The 16,894-nt window shown below is 40.8% G+C and carries 17 protein-coding genes; 4 read left to right on the forward strand and 13 right to left on the reverse strand.

Features of this window, described 5'->3' with window-relative positions:
* Nucleotides 1-260: 260 nt before the first annotated feature.
* Together nhaC and BR30_RS32885 are read right to left on the reverse strand one after the other, a co-directional pair.
* Nucleotides 261-1,715, reverse strand: coding sequence for a Na+/H+ antiporter NhaC (nhaC, locus tag BR30_RS32880; protein WP_051633523.1), 1,455 nt, complete (start codon nt 1,713-1,715; stop codon nt 261-263).
* Nucleotides 1,705-2,850 (reverse strand): alanine dehydrogenase, encoded by a 1,146-nt coding sequence (locus BR30_RS32885; RefSeq protein ID WP_051633524.1) that lies wholly within the window; start codon nt 2,848-2,850, stop codon nt 1,705-1,707. The genes nhaC and BR30_RS32885 overlap by 11 nt, the downstream gene beginning before the upstream one ends.
* A 392-nt stretch (nt 2,851-3,242) precedes the next feature.
* On the opposite strand from BR30_RS32885, the gene BR30_RS0108595 reads away from it, so the two are divergent.
* Nucleotides 3,243-4,010: a helix-turn-helix transcriptional regulator gene (locus tag BR30_RS0108595; protein ID WP_026564675.1), complete on the forward strand. Its 768-nt coding sequence runs from the start codon at nt 3,243-3,245 to the stop codon at nt 4,008-4,010.
* Between the two features lie 148 nt (nt 4,011-4,158).
* Here the strand turns inward: BR30_RS0108595 and rlmD are convergent, their stop codons facing one another.
* Nucleotides 4,159-5,529, reverse strand: a complete 1,371-nt coding sequence (rlmD, locus tag BR30_RS0108600) for a 23S rRNA (uracil(1939)-C(5))-methyltransferase RlmD (protein ID WP_026564676.1) — start codon at nt 5,527-5,529, stop codon at nt 4,159-4,161.
* 189 nt (nt 5,530-5,718) lie between these two features.
* On the opposite strand from rlmD, the gene BR30_RS0108610 reads away from it, so the two are divergent.
* Nucleotides 5,719-6,042 (forward strand): hypothetical protein, encoded by a 324-nt coding sequence (locus BR30_RS0108610; RefSeq protein ID WP_026564677.1) that lies wholly within the window; start codon nt 5,719-5,721, stop codon nt 6,040-6,042.
* A gap of 209 nt (nt 6,043-6,251) precedes the next feature.
* Here the strand turns inward: BR30_RS0108610 and BR30_RS0108620 are convergent, their stop codons facing one another.
* The 9 genes from BR30_RS0108620 to BR30_RS0108660 all read right to left on the reverse strand — a co-directional run bounded on the left by BR30_RS0108620 (nt 6,252) and on the right by BR30_RS0108660 (nt 13,534).
* Nucleotides 6,252-7,733: a nicotinate phosphoribosyltransferase gene (locus tag BR30_RS0108620; RefSeq protein WP_026564678.1), complete on the reverse strand. Its 1,482-nt coding sequence runs from the start codon at nt 7,731-7,733 to the stop codon at nt 6,252-6,254.
* Between the two features lie 64 nt (nt 7,734-7,797).
* On the reverse strand, nt 7,798-8,343 hold the full coding sequence (locus BR30_RS0108625) for a cysteine hydrolase family protein (RefSeq protein WP_026564679.1): 546 nt from the start codon (nt 8,341-8,343) through the stop codon (nt 7,798-7,800).
* Nucleotides 8,344-8,457: 114 nt separating this feature from the next.
* A complete protein-coding gene (locus BR30_RS0108630; RefSeq protein ID WP_026564680.1) occupies nt 8,458-9,399 on the reverse strand; it encodes a diacylglycerol kinase in 942 nt (313 codons plus the stop codon).
* A gap of 357 nt (nt 9,400-9,756) precedes the next feature.
* Nucleotides 9,757-10,677: a hypothetical protein gene (locus tag BR30_RS0108635; protein WP_026564681.1), complete on the reverse strand. Its 921-nt coding sequence runs from the start codon at nt 10,675-10,677 to the stop codon at nt 9,757-9,759.
* Complete coding sequence (locus BR30_RS36560; protein WP_155928486.1) at nt 10,674-10,769, reverse strand: LPXTG cell wall anchor domain-containing protein; 96 nt, start codon at nt 10,767-10,769, stop codon at nt 10,674-10,676. Before BR30_RS36560 ends, BR30_RS0108635 begins: the two co-directional genes overlap by 4 nt.
* The gene (locus BR30_RS0108645) at nt 10,762-11,841 is read right to left on the reverse strand and encodes a DUF6677 family protein (RefSeq protein ID WP_026564682.1); all 1,080 of its coding nucleotides are present in this window, start codon (nt 11,839-11,841) and stop codon (nt 10,762-10,764) included. The genes BR30_RS36560 and BR30_RS0108645 overlap by 8 nt, the downstream gene beginning before the upstream one ends.
* Nucleotides 11,838-12,320 carry an anti-sigma factor family protein gene (locus BR30_RS0108650; RefSeq protein ID WP_026564683.1) on the reverse strand — a complete coding sequence of 161 codons (483 nt, stop codon included), beginning with the start codon at nt 12,318-12,320 and terminating at the stop codon, nt 11,838-11,840. The genes BR30_RS0108645 and BR30_RS0108650 overlap by 4 nt, the downstream gene beginning before the upstream one ends.
* The gene (locus BR30_RS0108655) at nt 12,317-12,835 is read right to left on the reverse strand and encodes a sigma-70 family RNA polymerase sigma factor (RefSeq protein WP_231507651.1); all 519 of its coding nucleotides are present in this window, start codon (nt 12,833-12,835) and stop codon (nt 12,317-12,319) included. The genes BR30_RS0108650 and BR30_RS0108655 overlap by 4 nt, the downstream gene beginning before the upstream one ends.
* A 198-nt stretch (nt 12,836-13,033) precedes the next feature.
* Nucleotides 13,034-13,534, reverse strand: a complete 501-nt coding sequence (locus BR30_RS0108660) for a pentapeptide repeat-containing protein (protein WP_231507652.1) — start codon at nt 13,532-13,534, stop codon at nt 13,034-13,036.
* 399 nt (nt 13,535-13,933) lie between these two features.
* On the opposite strand from BR30_RS0108660, the gene plsY reads away from it, so the two are divergent.
* Nucleotides 13,934-14,560 (forward strand): glycerol-3-phosphate 1-O-acyltransferase PlsY, encoded by a 627-nt coding sequence (plsY, locus tag BR30_RS0108665; RefSeq protein ID WP_026564686.1) that lies wholly within the window; start codon nt 13,934-13,936, stop codon nt 14,558-14,560.
* 50 nt (nt 14,561-14,610) lie between these two features.
* Here the strand turns inward: plsY and BR30_RS0108670 are convergent, their stop codons facing one another.
* Nucleotides 14,611-15,165, reverse strand: coding sequence for a thioredoxin family protein (locus BR30_RS0108670; protein WP_026564687.1), 555 nt, complete (start codon nt 15,163-15,165; stop codon nt 14,611-14,613).
* A gap of 227 nt (nt 15,166-15,392) precedes the next feature.
* On the opposite strand from BR30_RS0108670, the gene putP reads away from it, so the two are divergent.
* Nucleotides 15,393-16,874: a sodium/proline symporter PutP gene (putP, locus tag BR30_RS0108675; protein ID WP_026564688.1), complete on the forward strand. Its 1,482-nt coding sequence runs from the start codon at nt 15,393-15,395 to the stop codon at nt 16,872-16,874.
* The last annotated feature ends 20 nt before the right edge of the window (nt 16,875-16,894 follow it).

Genomic DNA, 16,894 nt, shown 5'->3' on the forward strand with positions numbered 1-16,894 from the left:
TAAGTACGCTTTATCGTATATTATATAATTCCTGTTAATTTGTTTGATTGATTTTCGATTGATTTAATGAACATCTTTAGAGATGTTGATTAAAGGAAAAACCAATTGTAATTTAATGATAAAAGCCGAGAGTTTCTCTCGGCTAATTTATTTTGAAGTATTCCTCTATTTTCCAAACAATTAACTATCCAATCAAGTGTGTACGTTTATAATTCCCTGTTTATTATTACAAAGTGTCAGGAGTGGTAAATTTGTTGATCTTAATCCCCGTATTTTGATTCTTGTCTAATTGCAATAATTTCGGGTTCTAGACGAAGAATTCCTTTATTTAAATAGCTCATGATTATAACTACTAAAGGTGGTATATAGAGTAAAAATGCGTAAGGGGCATATTGCAGAACCGGGATGCCCAGCATTCCAACCATTGTAATACCACAAGTGTTCCAAGGTATCAAAGGCGAAGTAATGGCATTACTCTCAGCTAGGCATCTAGATAAGTTCAGTGAGTCAAGTCCCTTTTCACTAAATTTACTTTTAAATATATCTCTAGTCATGACCGCTGAAACATAGTTATCAGTAGCTATGATATTTAGCACAAATCCGCTGATCACTGTGGAAGTCATCAGACCGGCAGCGCTTTCAATTTTTCTAAGTATCTTCTCCACTGATACATATAGAATTTTCGTTACATCCAGAACGCCGCTATATGCACAAACACATAAAATCAAACTCGCTATATACATCATGGAGGCCATTCCGCCTCTTGTCAGTAACGAATCTACAATCGGACTATCTGTATCGCTAATATAGCCATAATGAAGTGCAGTCAAGGCATTTTTAAAATCCGCCCCTTGGACGAAAATTGCACACAATGATCCAACCAGTGCCATAAAGAATATCCCGGGAATTGCAGGGATTTTCATTAATACCATAAAGAACACCATTAGTACGGGTAAAATTAGCCACGGGCTAATTACAAAAGTCGATTTAAGTGTTTCGGTGATGTTAACAATGGAAGCAATCCCCTCTGTACTTTGCGGAGCAAAAATCCTTCCGAAAATATAAACCAAAATGAGTGAGATTACGTAGGATGGAATTGTGTATTTTAATACATTTTTAAAATGATCAAACAGACTTACACCTGTTAAGGCACTGTGTAGATTTGTTGCGTCAGAAAGAGGAGATAACTTGTCTCCGAAATAACTGGCACCAATTACAGTACCTGCCGTAAGCGCGAGAGGAATGCCCATCCCCTCGCTTATTCCCATAGCTGCAACACCGAGAGTTCCTATGATAGTCCATGCAGTGCCCGTTGCCACGGAACATATGCTGCACACTAAAAAAATCGCAACAAGGAATAACTGCGGATGAATAAGTTCCAATCCATAGTATATCAGCGAAGGAACTATGCCCCCCTGAATCCATGAACCAACCACCATTCCCACCATAATTAAAATCAATACCGCTTGCATAACAGATGAAATCGAGGCAAGAATTGATTTTTCCAAGTCCTCCCATTTGTGCCCCATGCGAATCGCTAATGCCGCAGTAAGACCCGTAAGAATAACAAAGGGGATATGAATATCAAGGCCCAGAACAGCAATGCTGAATACCAAGATTCCGATTAACAAGGCAAATGCAACGATTATTTCCCATGTATAAGGCAAACGAGCCCCTTGCCCCTTAGCATCTTTTTTCTGGGCATTATTTAGCATACTGCTCCTCCTTTTTTACTGTTCGATCCAACATATTCAGTGAAAATGGCGTATACTCCATTTTATGATTCCGTGCTACTTCATCATGAACGATTTTACCATTTAGAGTGCATATTGATTTGACAAGAGCCGCATTATCAGCACATGCTTTTTTAAGGCCTTTATCAGCAATTGCTTGAATATAGGGACCAGACGCCATCAATAGTGCCTTTGTAGATGTCTTTGGACAAAGCGCAGGCATGTTTGCAACGTTGTAATGGAGAATCCCTTCTTCAAAATAAATAGGATCATCAAGTGTTGTGTAGTGCATTGTTTCGATTACCCCAGTGCCAACAATATCAATAATAACAGCATCCTTTTTCATGGTTTTGATAATATCTCTGGAAATCAGGCAAGGTTGATCGGGCATTGGGTAAATTGTATTTAATAAAACGTCCGTTTTTGCAATATAATCGAAAACAGTTGCGTCTTCCCAACAAATAACATCCGCGCCTGGCAACATATAACGAAGTTCTGCAATGCGTTTCCAGTAATTTTCTATGATTGTGACTTCGAGACCAAGGCCTAAGGCAATTTCTGCAGCATTCACCCCAGCATGACCGCCACCAATGATCAGTACTTTCGGAGCCGGCAATCCAGAAAGCTTTCTGAAAAGCACACCGCTGCCACCGTTATCGACTAGACCGTATTTGATGGCCTCCAGCATTGCCAGAGATCCTGCTATTTCACTCATCGGTTTAATTGTGGGACGTGTACCATCGGGTAATACGATCAATTCCATTCCAATTCCAATGGTTCCTGCTTTTAGCATGGCATTGAGCATATCATAATCAACATCTTCTGCTAAATGGAACCAAGACATTACAATCTGATCTTTCTGAAGCAACCCGAATTCTTTCGGATATAGCTCCTTCACCTTTACCAAGAATTCCGCTTGATGATAGACAGCTTCAATGCTGTTTTCAATCTTTGCACCAGCTGCGCGATAATCGTCATCAAAGAATCCTGCCTTTTCTCCTGCGCCTTTCTGAATTAGAACGGTATTTCCACCTTCTACCAACGTTTTTGTCCAAGCTGGTGTCAATGCTACTCGTGTTTCACCTGGCTTAATTTCTTGCGGGCATCCAATAATCATAATTTCATACCTCCGATGTAATTTATGATTCGAAACTAAAATTCTGATCAAATCTAAACAATATGACCATAGTTTCTATCTATGAATAATTATAAAAAATTCGGACATTATCGTATATGACCCGCCCTAACCATTTAAAGGCCAAAAAGGTAGTATAGGAAAACCAAAATGTGAACTATTTTTGGTACTAATATACACCTATGTATAACACCTTTGGTTACGTCTGAGTTTGGACTTGATGGTTTGGTTTGGTTTGATATAATTTTGAATAATTACTAAAATAATATTTTCTTCGAAGTCTTTGCTTATTTTAGTATTTGATGACTTTTTGAACATAAATAGTTAAAAATAAAAGGTATTCAGAGTAAACAAATAGAAGTAGGAGCAAATCCATGGTCAACAACCTTTTTATGCAGTATAACAGCATTCTCTACACAATTTATGCAATTGATGATTTTAATCAGATGAAAAGTCAATTATTGAAAGAATTGACTTCTCTCATTCCTTGTACATTTGCCAGCGTAATGATAAGTGTACAATCCGAAAAGGATACATACTTAGCAAATCCAGTATGCTATCCCTTTGAATACTTAGCTGTTGAAAATAGATATCTGGAATTGGCAGAGAGTGATCACAGTCAGTGGATTACAATTGAACCGGTAACGACAGTGGTTAGAATAACTGATTTGTTTTCTGATAAAGAAAGAGAAAATCAGATTATTTATCAAGAGTGCTATGTGCCATATCAGCTTAAATATTCTGTATACGCCAGCCTAGCTCATAAAGGAATGCCGCTTGGCCTCTTATCCCTGTACAGGAAAAAAGAACAGGGAGATTTTTCAAATGAAAACCTCATTGTACTAAAAGCACTCGTGCGACATCTTAGCTTACGTTTCTTTAACGAGAAGGAACAATGCTCTCCTATAAAAGAAGCTCCAAAGCCGGATTCCGGCATAATCACATATGTCGCCGAATACGGATTGACCCGTCGAGAACTCGAAGTGTTTTTAGCAATAACACCGAATTTGAGCAATGAAGAGCTCGCTGAAAAACTCCATATCAGCATTTATACTTTAAAAAGACATTTACAAAGTTTATATCAAAAAACAGGTGTCAAAAAGAGATTTGAATTGCTTTGTTTAAAAAGCAGCATAGAATAGCTGGCGTTGCTTTCTCGAAGTTGCCGATGTCTCTGACTTTTTGATTGATAGAATGAGAAAAAGCCTTAGAACCCGTAAAGTTCTAAGGCTTTTTTATGGAGATGGAAATGAGACGGCAAATCCATGGCTGATGTTTTGAAATTGAATATCATCTCTTATTTAGCAGTACAACCGTCTCAACATGTGTTGTCATTGGAAACATGTCTACCGGCTGGACTTCCACCGTTTTGTATCCCCCGTCCTCCAAAATCCGCAAATCCCTTGCCAGGGTAGCTGGATTACAGGATACATAAACGACTTTTTTCGGCTTCATCTCGATGATCGTGTGCAGCAAAGCCTCATCGCAGCCTTTACGTGGCGGATCAACGACCAAGACATCGGCGACATTTCCTTCCTTATACCACTTTGGAATCACAACCTCAGCTTCCCCAGCCGCAAAATCGGTATTTTCCATTCCGTTTAATGCTGCATTTCGCTTAGCGTCCTCAATCGCCTCAGGAACTACTTCTACACCAAATACCTTCCGTGCTTTTTGTGCTAAAAATAAAGAAATCGTTCCGATCCCACAGTAAGCATCAATCACGCTTTCTTCTCCGTTAAGGTCCGCGTATTCAAGAGCCTTATCATATAGAACCTTTGTTTGCACAGGATTTACCTGATAGAAGGACAGGGCGGAAATCGCGAATTTCACATCGCCGATATAGTCATAAATGACTTCGTTCCCCCATAAAACGTTGGTTGTCGCACCCATTATCACGTTTGTCCGCTTTGAATTCACATTATGGATAATCGACTTTATCTTTGGGAGCCGTGCTACTATTTGCTCCACTAGCTTGTCTTTATGAGGAAGGTCAGCCGTCCTTGTGATAATGACCACCATGAGTTCACCTGTTTGCTGACCATAACGGGCCATAATATGTCTGAGTACACCTTTATGTGATTCCTCATGATAGGCAGGAATCCCTAAATCATTGCAAATTTCCTTCACCGTCTGTACTGCTTCATTTATTTCAGGCAGTTGAATGACACTTTCGTTCGTATCAACAATTTCATGGCTCCTTGGTTTAAAAAAGCCCGCAATCAATTTACCGTCCTTTTCCCCCACCGGCACCTGTGCCTTGTTGCGGTAATGAAAGGGCTGGTCCATTCCTAAAATAGGATGTACAACGACATCCTCTAGTTTACCGATCCGTGTAAGTACCTGACGAACTTGGTTTTCCTTATACTTCAGCTGACCTTCATAGCTAATGTGCTCGAGCTGGCAGCCGCCATATTTATGGATATCTCGGCTCTCAATCTCGACTCGATCAGGGCTTTTTTCATAAAACTCCACCAACCGCCCAAAGCCATACCCTTTGCCCGTCTTAATAACCTTCACTTTTGCCTTTTCGCCCGGCAGTCCGTTGGGAACAAATAACGGGTACCCATCCACCTTGGCCACACCCGCCCCATCATGGGTTAAATCTTCAAACACTACATCTATAAAATCATTTTTATTAACTGGTAAGATTCTGCTCATTCGTTTCTTCCTTTGCACGTTTTGACTGCTAAGATTGTAACACAAAGCATGGTTGATTGCGAAACTTGACCGGGGCAAGCGCCTTTTTTTTCGAAAAAACCAAGAAAATTGTCAGAATATTTTTATTTTCAAATATAATAAAAGTGTATATGATTAATACAATCTCATTATTGGAAGGAGTGGATAATGATGAAAATGAAAAATAACCTTACCATTCCGTTGCTCCTTGCCTTCCTTGCTTTCACCTTTCTTCACTTTTCATATTCACTTTCCCACTCTCATACCAATATCAAGGCCATCATCAACATAGATGATGCCAAGGTGAAAGGGCAATGGGACGATGACAAGAAGCTGCCCATGGACTTACCCATTCTTTTTGTCCTGCCTGTCATCCTAGCAGCAGTTGCCGCTCCGCTTGTTTATTTATCCATCATTTTTATCAGAAGCTTTATTTTTCTGATACCGAAATTTCATCAATCCAACTATGTGATCTACTCTCCTGAATCATTCTGATAACAATCAATGATAAGGGAGGAATTTATAATGTGGATACGCTTTGTTATTATAGGCTTTTTTTCCATATCAGCCGCAAGCATGCTTACCTACCAGGGAATTGAAATCTTCCATGCCTTTACTGATTTCTTTAGGCAAAAATAACCGAAGGGCAGACTCCGGCGGGGATTAAATTATCCCCTTTTGGAGTCTGCCCTTCTTAATTTTAATTAAAAGCTCTCTTCTTGATCGCCTTTCATGGCCGCAACTTTATCTTTTACCTCTTCAATATTTCTCATCTTGTTATCCCAGCATTTTTGGCTCAAGTCGACTGGGTATTCTGCAGGATTGGTAATCCGCTTATACTCATCCCAAAGGGCAACGAGGTTTTGCTTCAAATAATCACGGGATTCTTCCAAGCAAGGCACTTCATAAACAAGTTCCCCATCAGAAAAAATTCTCACATGTAATTCTTTTGCGGTGAAGTTGGTCACCACTTTGTTCATGAACGTATGCGTTGGATGGAACATCCGCAGCCGCTTTTCTGGGAGCTTTTCGTCCGCTAAGGCAATATAATCACCTTCGGCATGGTGGTTCGTATTATTGATGATTCGATAAATCCTCTTTAATCCAGGTGTCGTCACCTTTTCGGGATTGGATGAGATCTTAATCGTATCTTCCATTTTTCCGTTATTGTCCTCAATGGATACAATTTTATAAACGGCCCCAAGCGCAGCTTGATCGTAAGCTGTAATCAGCTTCGTTCCTACTCCCCAGCTGTCAATTTTGGCACCCTGTGATTTCAAACTCATAATCGTATATTCATCTAAATCACTGGAAGCCACAATCTTTGCATCGGTGAATCCAGCCTCATCCAGCAATTTGCGTGCTTCCTTCGAAAGGTAGGCGAGGTCTCCGCTATCAAGACGAATTCCGATAAAATTAATACTATCCCCGAGCTCCTTAGCCACTTTGATCGCATTTGGAACACCGAGACGAAGGGTATCATATGTATCTACCAAAAAGACACAATCCTTGTGTGTTTGGGCATATTTAATGAAGGCCGTATATTCGTCTTTATATGCTTGGACCATCGAATGAGCATGTGTTCCAGATACAGGAATGCCAAACAGCTTTCCCGCTCTTACATTACTTGTCGATTCAAAACCAGCAAGATAGGCTGCTCTCGTTCCCCAAATCGCCGCGTCCATTTCCTGTGCACGTCTAGTCCCAAATTCCATCGCCACTTCATCGCTCACGACTTGCTTGATACGCGATGCCTTGGTCGCAATTAATGTTTGGTAATTCACAATATTAAGCAAGGCTGTTTCAATCAATTGCGCTTCTGCAAGAGGAGCTTCAACCCGGATAATGGGTTCATTGCCAAAAACAAGCTCGCCTTCCTCCATGGCACAGATGGTTCCAGTAAATCGAATATCTTTAAGATATTGAATGAAATCCTCCTGATAACCTACTTCATTTTTCAAATATTCAAGATCTTCCTCGCTAAAGCGGAAACCTTGAATAAATTGAATCACTTTCTCCAATCCAGCAAATACAGCATAACCGTTCCCGAACGGAAGCTTACGGAAGAATAGTTCGAAGACCGCTCGTTTATTATGTATCCCATCTCTCCAATACGTTTCTACCATATTGATCTGATATAGATCCGTATGCAGAGTTAAACTATCATCTTGGTAAAAGTGTTTCATCATCTGACCTCCGAAGTACTATTTCAGCTTTTTCATCATTATAACCAATAATACACCCGGAAGTCTATTTAACTTGGGCTCCTAGCGATTGTTCAAAATGTCCAAGCGCCCATTCATGACCTGCCTGATTAAAAGAGGCTACGGCATTCTTGTAAACAACAATCTTTAAGCCTTTATTATAGGCATCTACTGCGGTATGAAGCACACAAATATCGGTACAAACCCCAACCAAATGAACCTCTGTAATCCCGCGTTCACGCAATTTCAACTCAAGGTCTGTACCCGCAAAAGCTGAGTAGCGAGTTTTATCCATATAAACCACATTTTCATGCTGACTATTCCTATCATATACTTCTTTCAGAGCGCCAAATAAGTCTCTACCTGCCGTCCCACGCAAATTATGCGGAGGAAACAGCTTCGTTTCCGGATGGAACTCATCCTCGCGGTCATGGACATCTATGGCAAAGACAACATAATCTCCATTTGCGATAAACTCTTTTGTCAGTTCAGCAATCTTTCCTTCAATTCTTTGCCCTGGCTCACCGCATGTTAACGCTCCATTCTCTGCCACAAAATCATAGGTATAATCGATATTTATTAATGCCTTCATTGCACTGCTACACCCCTTCAACTGTATTTCAACCATCATACAAAATATTCTAGAGCTTTTAAACATATCCCTTTTTTCAAATAGAAAAAGCCCGTCCCAGTGGAACGAACTTTCTTAACTATATCTTTTCCCCGCTTCCCAATCTGTTGGACGGTCATTCGGGCGAATATCCTCAAGTGGCACAAACACCTCTAAGTGGCGATAGAGGTTTTCAAACTCCGCTGGTAACAATCCGCCAAACTCACCATCTAAGTTTAACTGAACCTTTTCCGTTGCATGAACCTTAATCCTGTTCGCCTGTGTGTAGATAACATTCGGATCATGTATATGCTCACCGCGAAGAGCTAGTGTCGCTATCCGAATAAATTCAGCAAGATTGGTCTTCTTCAAGATCAGAAGCGAAAATAGTCCATCGTTAATGGAGGCATCGGGTGCTAGCTTTTCAAAGCCCCCAATTGAATTGGTCAAGCCGACAAGAAACAGCATGGCCTCACCTTCGAACAGCTTCCCATCATACTCAATCGACACTTCCGATGGTTTAATGGAAGGAAGCATTTCCATTCCTTTTAAATAGTAAGCCAATTGACCGAGCATCGTTTTCAATTTACTTGGTACTTCGTATGTAATCTCGGTGATTCTACCGCCGCCAGCAATATTAATAAAATACCGATCATTAATGCGTCCAATATCGACAGGAATCATATCCCCTTTGGTGATAATATCTACTGCCGCTCCAATATCTCTTGGAATTTGAAGGGCACGGGCAAAATCATTTGTCGTACCAGCTGGAATAATCCCTAATCTCGGGCGATATTCCTGTTCTGCGAGGCCATTGACCACTTCATGAATGGTTCCATCCCCGCCAGCTGCAATAACAATATCATACTTACGCTCAACCGCTATCCGTGCTGCTTCCGTCGCATCCCCTGCACCTGTTGTCGCGTGACAAGATGCTTCATATCCAGCCATTTCTAGTTTTTGAAGAATTTCTGGAAGATTCCGCTTTAGAATTTCACGTCCTGAGGTAGGATTGTAAATCAGTCTTGCTCTTTTCATCGTTTCATCATCCTATTTTTGAAATCAACATTGGTAATAGCTATCCGCTCACTTCAATATTCTACCAATTATTATTCTTGCTTACAAATATATCGCTATGCGTATATACTAAATTACCTTCAAACATCCATCTCTTATCATAACGCTTTTTTATTTTTTTGCAAAAAAACAAAAGCGGAAGCGCCCGTTTAGCGGCGTATGGACTGAAGCACTCCAACCGAGATAAAGGAAACACGAAGAGCGTTAGCGATTCGATGTTGACTTATCGTAGGGCGGAGAGCGAAGTCCACTAGACGCTGGGCGCTGGAGCTGGACTCAACAAATTCAGAGTTAGTTAGCTCAATATGTCTACATATTTTACTGATTCGTTTGAAGGCTAATATCATAGGCATCCGCAATGCTGATGTGATACTTTCCTTCGCCAGACTGATAAACAGCATTTTTCCTGCCATTATCTATTCCATCAGCCGTCTTCACCTTAGATACCTTCCAGTCGCCATCTTTCCCCCTTACCTCTCCTACACTCACTGCATCAATCTTCAAATTACTATTTGCGTTTACATCGATCGCAATGGATGAGACTCTCTCGATATTCCAGTCGTTCACAAGAGAGCGCGGCTTTAAGATAAGTGAATTATCACTGCCAATCACTTCAAGCTTCACATCATTTGGAACCAACAGCGTCGCCGCAACCTCCCCATTTGCATGAAATGGACCAATTTCGTTAGGAAGTGATTTCATGTTTAAATAAAGTGTATCCCCCTTTTGATTTGCTGAAACCATATCCTCTGCATTTTTTAATAGTTCTCCCTTTTTGGAGGTTTGCACTCGATAGGTGCCGAACATCGAAACCTCTTTTTCATTGGTAGATTCGATTGTCATCTGATGGTCCACCGTCCTAACCACCACTCGTTTGATACTGTCATTCATTTGGTAGGAAAAAGCAGGCAATTCAAACGAGCGCTCTTCCCTTGCCATCACTTCTTCCGCTTTATCCAAGATGCCCGTCGTACTTACGATTGCAAATGCAATCCCCGCCATTCCGATGACACCTACAAAGAAGATACTAAGGAAATCATATTTTAACACCGGCTTTTCCTGTCGTGACAAAAATAGATAAAGGAGAATCTCTATCCCGAGCACGACCAATAATAGCGGCCACCAAGCTGTCATAACTTGGACAAGTTCTAACCCCAAAAACTTTGAAAAGAAGAGAAAGAGTCCTAGGAATACAAGCGAGGCCCCCATTGAAAATGTCCCAACACGCCAAGTCCTCATGCTCCATCCCCACCCTTTCTTTTTCTAAAAAGGAACCCAATCCCCAATCCGATGATTGCTGCGCCAGCAATGGTTTTTCCCCACCTACTCATGCTTTTTTGCCTCCCGTTTTTGTTTGCTTCCAGATAAAAGCTTAATTCCCCCGCCAATCAACAAGATACAAACAAGTCCTGTTTGAAGATAACTTTGGACCCAATACATCACATCGATATTAACCAGCCTGTTAAGGAATGGTGAAAAGGCAGGAAGCAAGACGTTCATCACGAGATAGTAAAGCCCCATTAAGACTAGACCAATCCCAACCCATTTTTGATGATTAATGAAATACGCAATAATCGGAACATCCTCAATCGTTTCTTCGCCGTACCTTGAAACCTTTTGCATTGCATCAAAAAAGCTATAAAACCAGATAATCGGAATTAAGAATAAGAAGATCCCGAGTCGTAACGTATCTAAAATATAAATGGAAAACAAAAATGCGGCCATTAATTGGATTCCGCGGCGCTGTAAGCCAAGATACAGATGTCCTGCTCCCGGAAAGATGGCGAGAAACGTGGCAATCGATTTGCTCTTTTTTCCATCTTCACGGCGCATCTCAAAGTCTTCAAATATTGTGCGGTCAACAAGTTCCTCTCCGCGTTGTTTTTTGTTTACCTGCTGGACGGCATCAAAAAATCCATACACCCAGATAATTGGCAAAGCAGCCAGAAAGACCATAAATTCGCCGCGGTTGGAAAGGGCTGTCACAAATATGACCATGACCCCGAGTCCTAGAAAGGTTGCCAAAAGCGTTAATCCCCTGGTCATCAATCCAATTTGGAAGTGGCCTAAGCCTGGGATAAACGATAAAACAATCGTATAAAATCGTTCTGAATCTTGGGAAGCCTGTGTCTGCTGTCCCTCTTGGTTAGCAGCCCTCAGCGCCTTCTTATGTTTGGAAACCTGCACCCCCATGTCGATAAAACTAATGAGATAAAGAAACACTCCTAACATAAAGGTAATGATAGCAACTTCCTGGTTATTCGTTACTAACCCAATAACAGTGACAAACGCCAATCCCATTACGGTCAGTAGATAAAGTACGCCGCGAAACATATTGCCGAAATAAATATGGCCAAGACCTGGAAATAAGGACAAGGTCAATGCTTTTGTCGGATTTTTCATTTCTTATTTGCCTCCTTTTTTTCTAGTGAATCTATCCATGCAAAAGTCTTATTAATAACGCCCTCTGTCACCGAAGGCTTCTTTTCCTGAATTTGCGGCTTTTCAAAAGAGCTTGCATACGCAGCAAGCGACTGAAAAACACCTGAGAAAGTCAACAAAAGAGTCGCCGCCGCCGCAAGCAGATAATGAAACACCGCTTGCTGATAAAAAGGTTTTTTCTTCATTTTGCTGATTTCGGTGTCAATTTCGGTGTCAGGCACCACAGTTTTCTGCTTCGAAACCTTTGCCATGACCAAGTCGGTAAAGTCACTGCTGTCTGAAAGAATTGGAAGGGATGGTTCACCGGCTTCTACAGCTTGTAAATATTGGGTAAGGCATTGATCACACATGTATAAATGGTTTTCTAATTCCTCTTTGGTCTTCTCATTGACTTCGTCATTAACGTATTGCAACCACTCTTCAAAACTGTAATGCTTCATGAAAAATCGTCCTCCTTCCAATTCTTTTTCATCCAATGGCGGGCCCGGTACAGCTTTGTTTCAATTGTTTTCACCTGCACATTTTGCTCCTCAGCCATTTGCTGATAGCTTTTTTCCGCAATGTAAAATCCGTAAATCACATCACGATAATTTTCGGGCAGTTCATCAAGCTTTTTCCTGACAAGCCTTCTCCGGTCTAGTTCTATAATCTCTTTCTCAACACTGTCTTTCGGGGACCCTGCTGACTGCTGTTCGAGGTCTTCTGCCACTTCCTCTCGTCTTCTCACCTGTTTTCGTTTTACATCTATCGCATGATTAACCGCAATTCGCGTTATCCACGTTTTAAATCCTTGATTTTGGTATTGGGGGAGAGAAGTATAGATTTTCATAAATACTTCCTGTGCGGCGTCTTCTGCTTCTTTTTGGTCGCGAAGCACAGCAAAGATGGTCCGGAACACATCATTGCGGTATTTCTCAACCAAAAGTCGAAAGGCATGATCATTGCCGTCCAGCACATTTTCTATTAAGGCTGCATCACTAATCGTTCTCTCCCCCTTTCTTTTTTTGTTACTACATAATAGACGACAGGATAGAAACCTACCCCTACACTTTTTTTCAAAAAAATTTTTTCAATTCTCTTCATCATACCATGAGGTTGAACCTAAAAACCGTGCGGGTATCGCCCGCACGGTTTTACTAAATATAAAAGGAGATTACTCCTTTATTTCCAATCCTAATAACTTCGCAAATCCAATCGCCTGATCGGCAGAAACCATGCACCCAGCAACACTATCAAGTGATAGATTTAAGCGGTTAAACTTACAAGTGCTCAAGTCCACTCCTTTTAGTGTAGTACCAGTAAAGTTCACATCATCAAGATCGGAATGCTTAAAATCAAGTTTATTAAACTTGGCTTCGTAGAAATCTGCACTGCGCAGGGAACAATTCTCAAACCTCAATTCCTTCAAATCAGCATAGCCAAACGAACCCATATTTAGATTACAGTTCTCAAATAGGACATTCCTTAGGGTAGCATCAGCAAGATTTAGCCCTAATAGTTTGCAATCACGGAACTCGACCCGGTGGATAATTCCATCCGTAAAATCCACATTGGATAGATCGCATCGTTCAAAAATCACATCGGTTAATTGAATAAAGCGAAACGATCCATCGAGGAAGGTAACATTTCTAAACACCACCTCTTCGAATCTCACTTTTTCAACCTCCTCTTGTGAGATCGAACAATCGCTTATGATCGCCATATTAATATAAGAATCTTCTCTATCATTATAATCAAATGGAGTTAAACTGGAGGGTATTTTCGGTTTTTGAATTTTTAGCTTCTGACTCAAATCAATCATCCTTTTCATGGGTATTAGGAGTATATCATTTCATATAAAAGAACCAGGCTGACCCCTTAAGGCAACCGGAATATCTTCTCAAGAACTTGCATAGTTATTAGCAACTTGGCCCAAAATTAATTTATCTCATCTCAAAAGCTCCCTTTTCTTTACGAAGACTGAGAATTCAATAAAATATTACCATTGATATATGATAGAATCTATTAGTGATGGGAATTTATTACTAAAATAATAGTTAAGGGACTGATGCGAATGTTTTGGTTGTTGCTATTTGCCTCCTACTTAATTGGAAGCATTCCCACAGCCTTGATTGTGGGCAAGTTGATCTTTGGTGTTGATATCCGCGAACATGGCAGCAAAAATCCAGGGGCCACCAATACCCTAAGGGTTCTTGGTAAAAAATCTGCCATCTTTGTCCTTATTATTGATCTCGCTAAGGGCGCTGTTGCAGCGTACCTGCCGATATACTTCCATCTTGACGTGGAACCCCTTTACTTTGGTTTAACAGCTGTTGTTGGTCATTGCTTTCCAATTTTTGCAGGCTTCAAAGGCGGAAAAGCAATCGCAACCACCGCCGGGGCTTTGTTAATCGCCAATGTCTATCTGCTGGTCATCGCGTATGTTGCTTTCTTTTTAGTTATCTTTTTAACTAAGTATGTATTTTTTGGCTCCATCACGGTTGGCATTAGTCTACTCATCTATTCCTTAGTATCTTCTAAGCTAGAATTGGAACTTATCTTTATATTTTTCTCGCTATTCTTGATTTATTTGCATCGCTCCAACATCCGCAATTTTATGTTGGGCATCGAGCCCAAAATAAATGATAAAAATTTGATCAATGATCGCATCCCGCCAAAGGGCGGCGGTTTTAAAATGTAATTAAAAAGATCCCCTCGAGTCAAGATACAATGACCAGGGGATCCTCTTTTTTATTTTAAAAGTGTCGCCAGGATACTATTGGCAACGGTTTGCCAAATGGAGGCATCTGTTTGATAGGTTGCTCTAAGGCTCTTAAACATTTCAGTTTGTTTCGCTTGAAAATCCTCTGCATCCTTATCTGGCAAAGCAGCACGCTTTTCCATCACAAAAGCCTGCAATTCAGGTGCTCTTGGCCCCCAGACACCGACTTCATTCCCTTTTTCATTAATAAAAATAAAGATAGGTATGGCTCTGGATGTACCATTGGTTAAATATTGGTCCATTAGCTCCAAATTAGAGTCACGGAGCACAAAACGGACTTCCATCCCAGCCGCTTCAGCTATTTTCAGCAAAATAGGGTTATTCAGCATTGCATCGCCGCACCAATCCTCTGATAGGACAATCGCACGTAAGTTTTGCGTCCCTAATGCCTCGAGCCGATTCTTATCTTCGTCCGTTAAGGTGAAGCCCTCATAGATCGTAAGCATTTCCTCTTTATTGGTGGTCATAGCATTTATGTACCCATCAACAGTCAATCCTTTTTGAAACCATTGGTTCAAATCCATTTTCACTGCACCTCTTTCATTTTCTCCTATGATAGTCTTTTTAAAAACTTGTTACAATAGAACTGCTTAGGGAGACTCACCGATATTATACTACAAGTATTTTTTCCTATTTCAAAAAAACTATATTTTTACACTAGTAATAGAATTTTATAGTTGATAGAATATTTTATAAATAGAAAATATTATTAAAAATATTTTCTAGGATAAGAAAATCAGGGAGGAAACCTATGTCTAATGAATCACTACAACTACTTTCAATCGGAATCTATATAGCCGCTATGCTCTTTATCGGCTGGTATTCCTATCGAAAGACTAGCAATCTTACAGATTACATGCTTGGAGGAAGGTCTCTAGGACCAGCTGTAACCGCATTAAGTGCAGGGGCAGCTGATATGAGCGGCTGGCTTCTAATGGGCTTGCCTGGCGGAATTTATGTAACAGGTTTAGCAGACGCCTGGATTGCCATCGGTTTAACAATTGGCGCGTATCTAAACTGGTTATTGGTGGCACCCCGGTTGCGTTCTTACACTCAAGTGGCCAATGATTCAATCACGATTCCAAGCTACCTTGAGAACCGTTTTAAAGACAACACAAAATTACTCCGTATTGTTTCGGGTATTGTTATTCTTATTTTCTTTACTTTCTATGTTTCATCAGGAATGGTTTCTGGAGCTGTCTTTTTTGAAAGTTCGTTTGGCACAAGTTATCATACCGGACTTCTTATTGTTGGCGGCGTTACGGTTGCCTACACCTTATTTGGTGGATTCTTAGCGGTAAGCTATACAGACTTTATTCAAGGCTTAATGATGTTGATTGCCCTTGCTCTTGTTCCAGCAATTGGCATCTTCCACACAGGGGGTCCTGCTGAAACGTTCGAAACGATTCGGGCGATTGATCCTACAAGGCTGGATTTACTAAAAGGGACAACCTTTATAGGCATTATTTCAGCAATGGCCTGGGGCCTAGGCTATTTTGGACAGCCCCATATCATTGTCCGCTTTATGGCAATTAAGACAATTAAAGAAACGAAAAGCGCTCGTCGCATTGGTATGGGCTGGATGATTATCTCCCTTCTTGGTACGATTGCTACCGGGTTTATTGGTATTGCCTTTTTCCATAATAATCCTGAACATGTTTTAAAGAATCCAGAAGCGGTATTTATTGAATTAAGCCAAATTTTATTCCACCCTCTTTTCGCAGGATTTGCTTTAGCAGCCATTCTCGCAGCGATTATGAGTACGATTTCTTCTCAATTAATCGTCACATCCAGCGCACTTGTAGAAGATTTATACAAAATGGTGATGAACAAAAATGCGAAAGACAAACAGCTTGTCTTCTTAGGAAGAATGGCGGTTCTTCTCGTTTCTGTCATTGCCGCGGCTCTTGCCCTCAAGCAAGATAGCACCATTTTGGATCTTGTCGCATATGCATGGGCAGGCTTCGGCGCTTCTTTCGGGCCAGTGATTCTGTTAAGTTTATTCTGGAAAAAGTTTACGAATTGGGGCGCCCTTTTCGGGATGATCGTCGGGGCGGTTACCGTAATCGTTTGGAAAAATGTCGGCCTTGGTGACACGCTTTATGAAATTGTCCCTGGCTTTGTTTTCAACCTTATTGTCGGTGTCGTCATCAGCATGCTCACCTATCGAAAAAATGACGAGATTGAAAAGGAATTTACTGAAACTGTTCGCTTGTTAAAAAACGATAAATAATAAATACGCTCGGATCCCAT

This window comes from Bacillus sp. UNC41MFS5 (assembly GCF_000686805.1).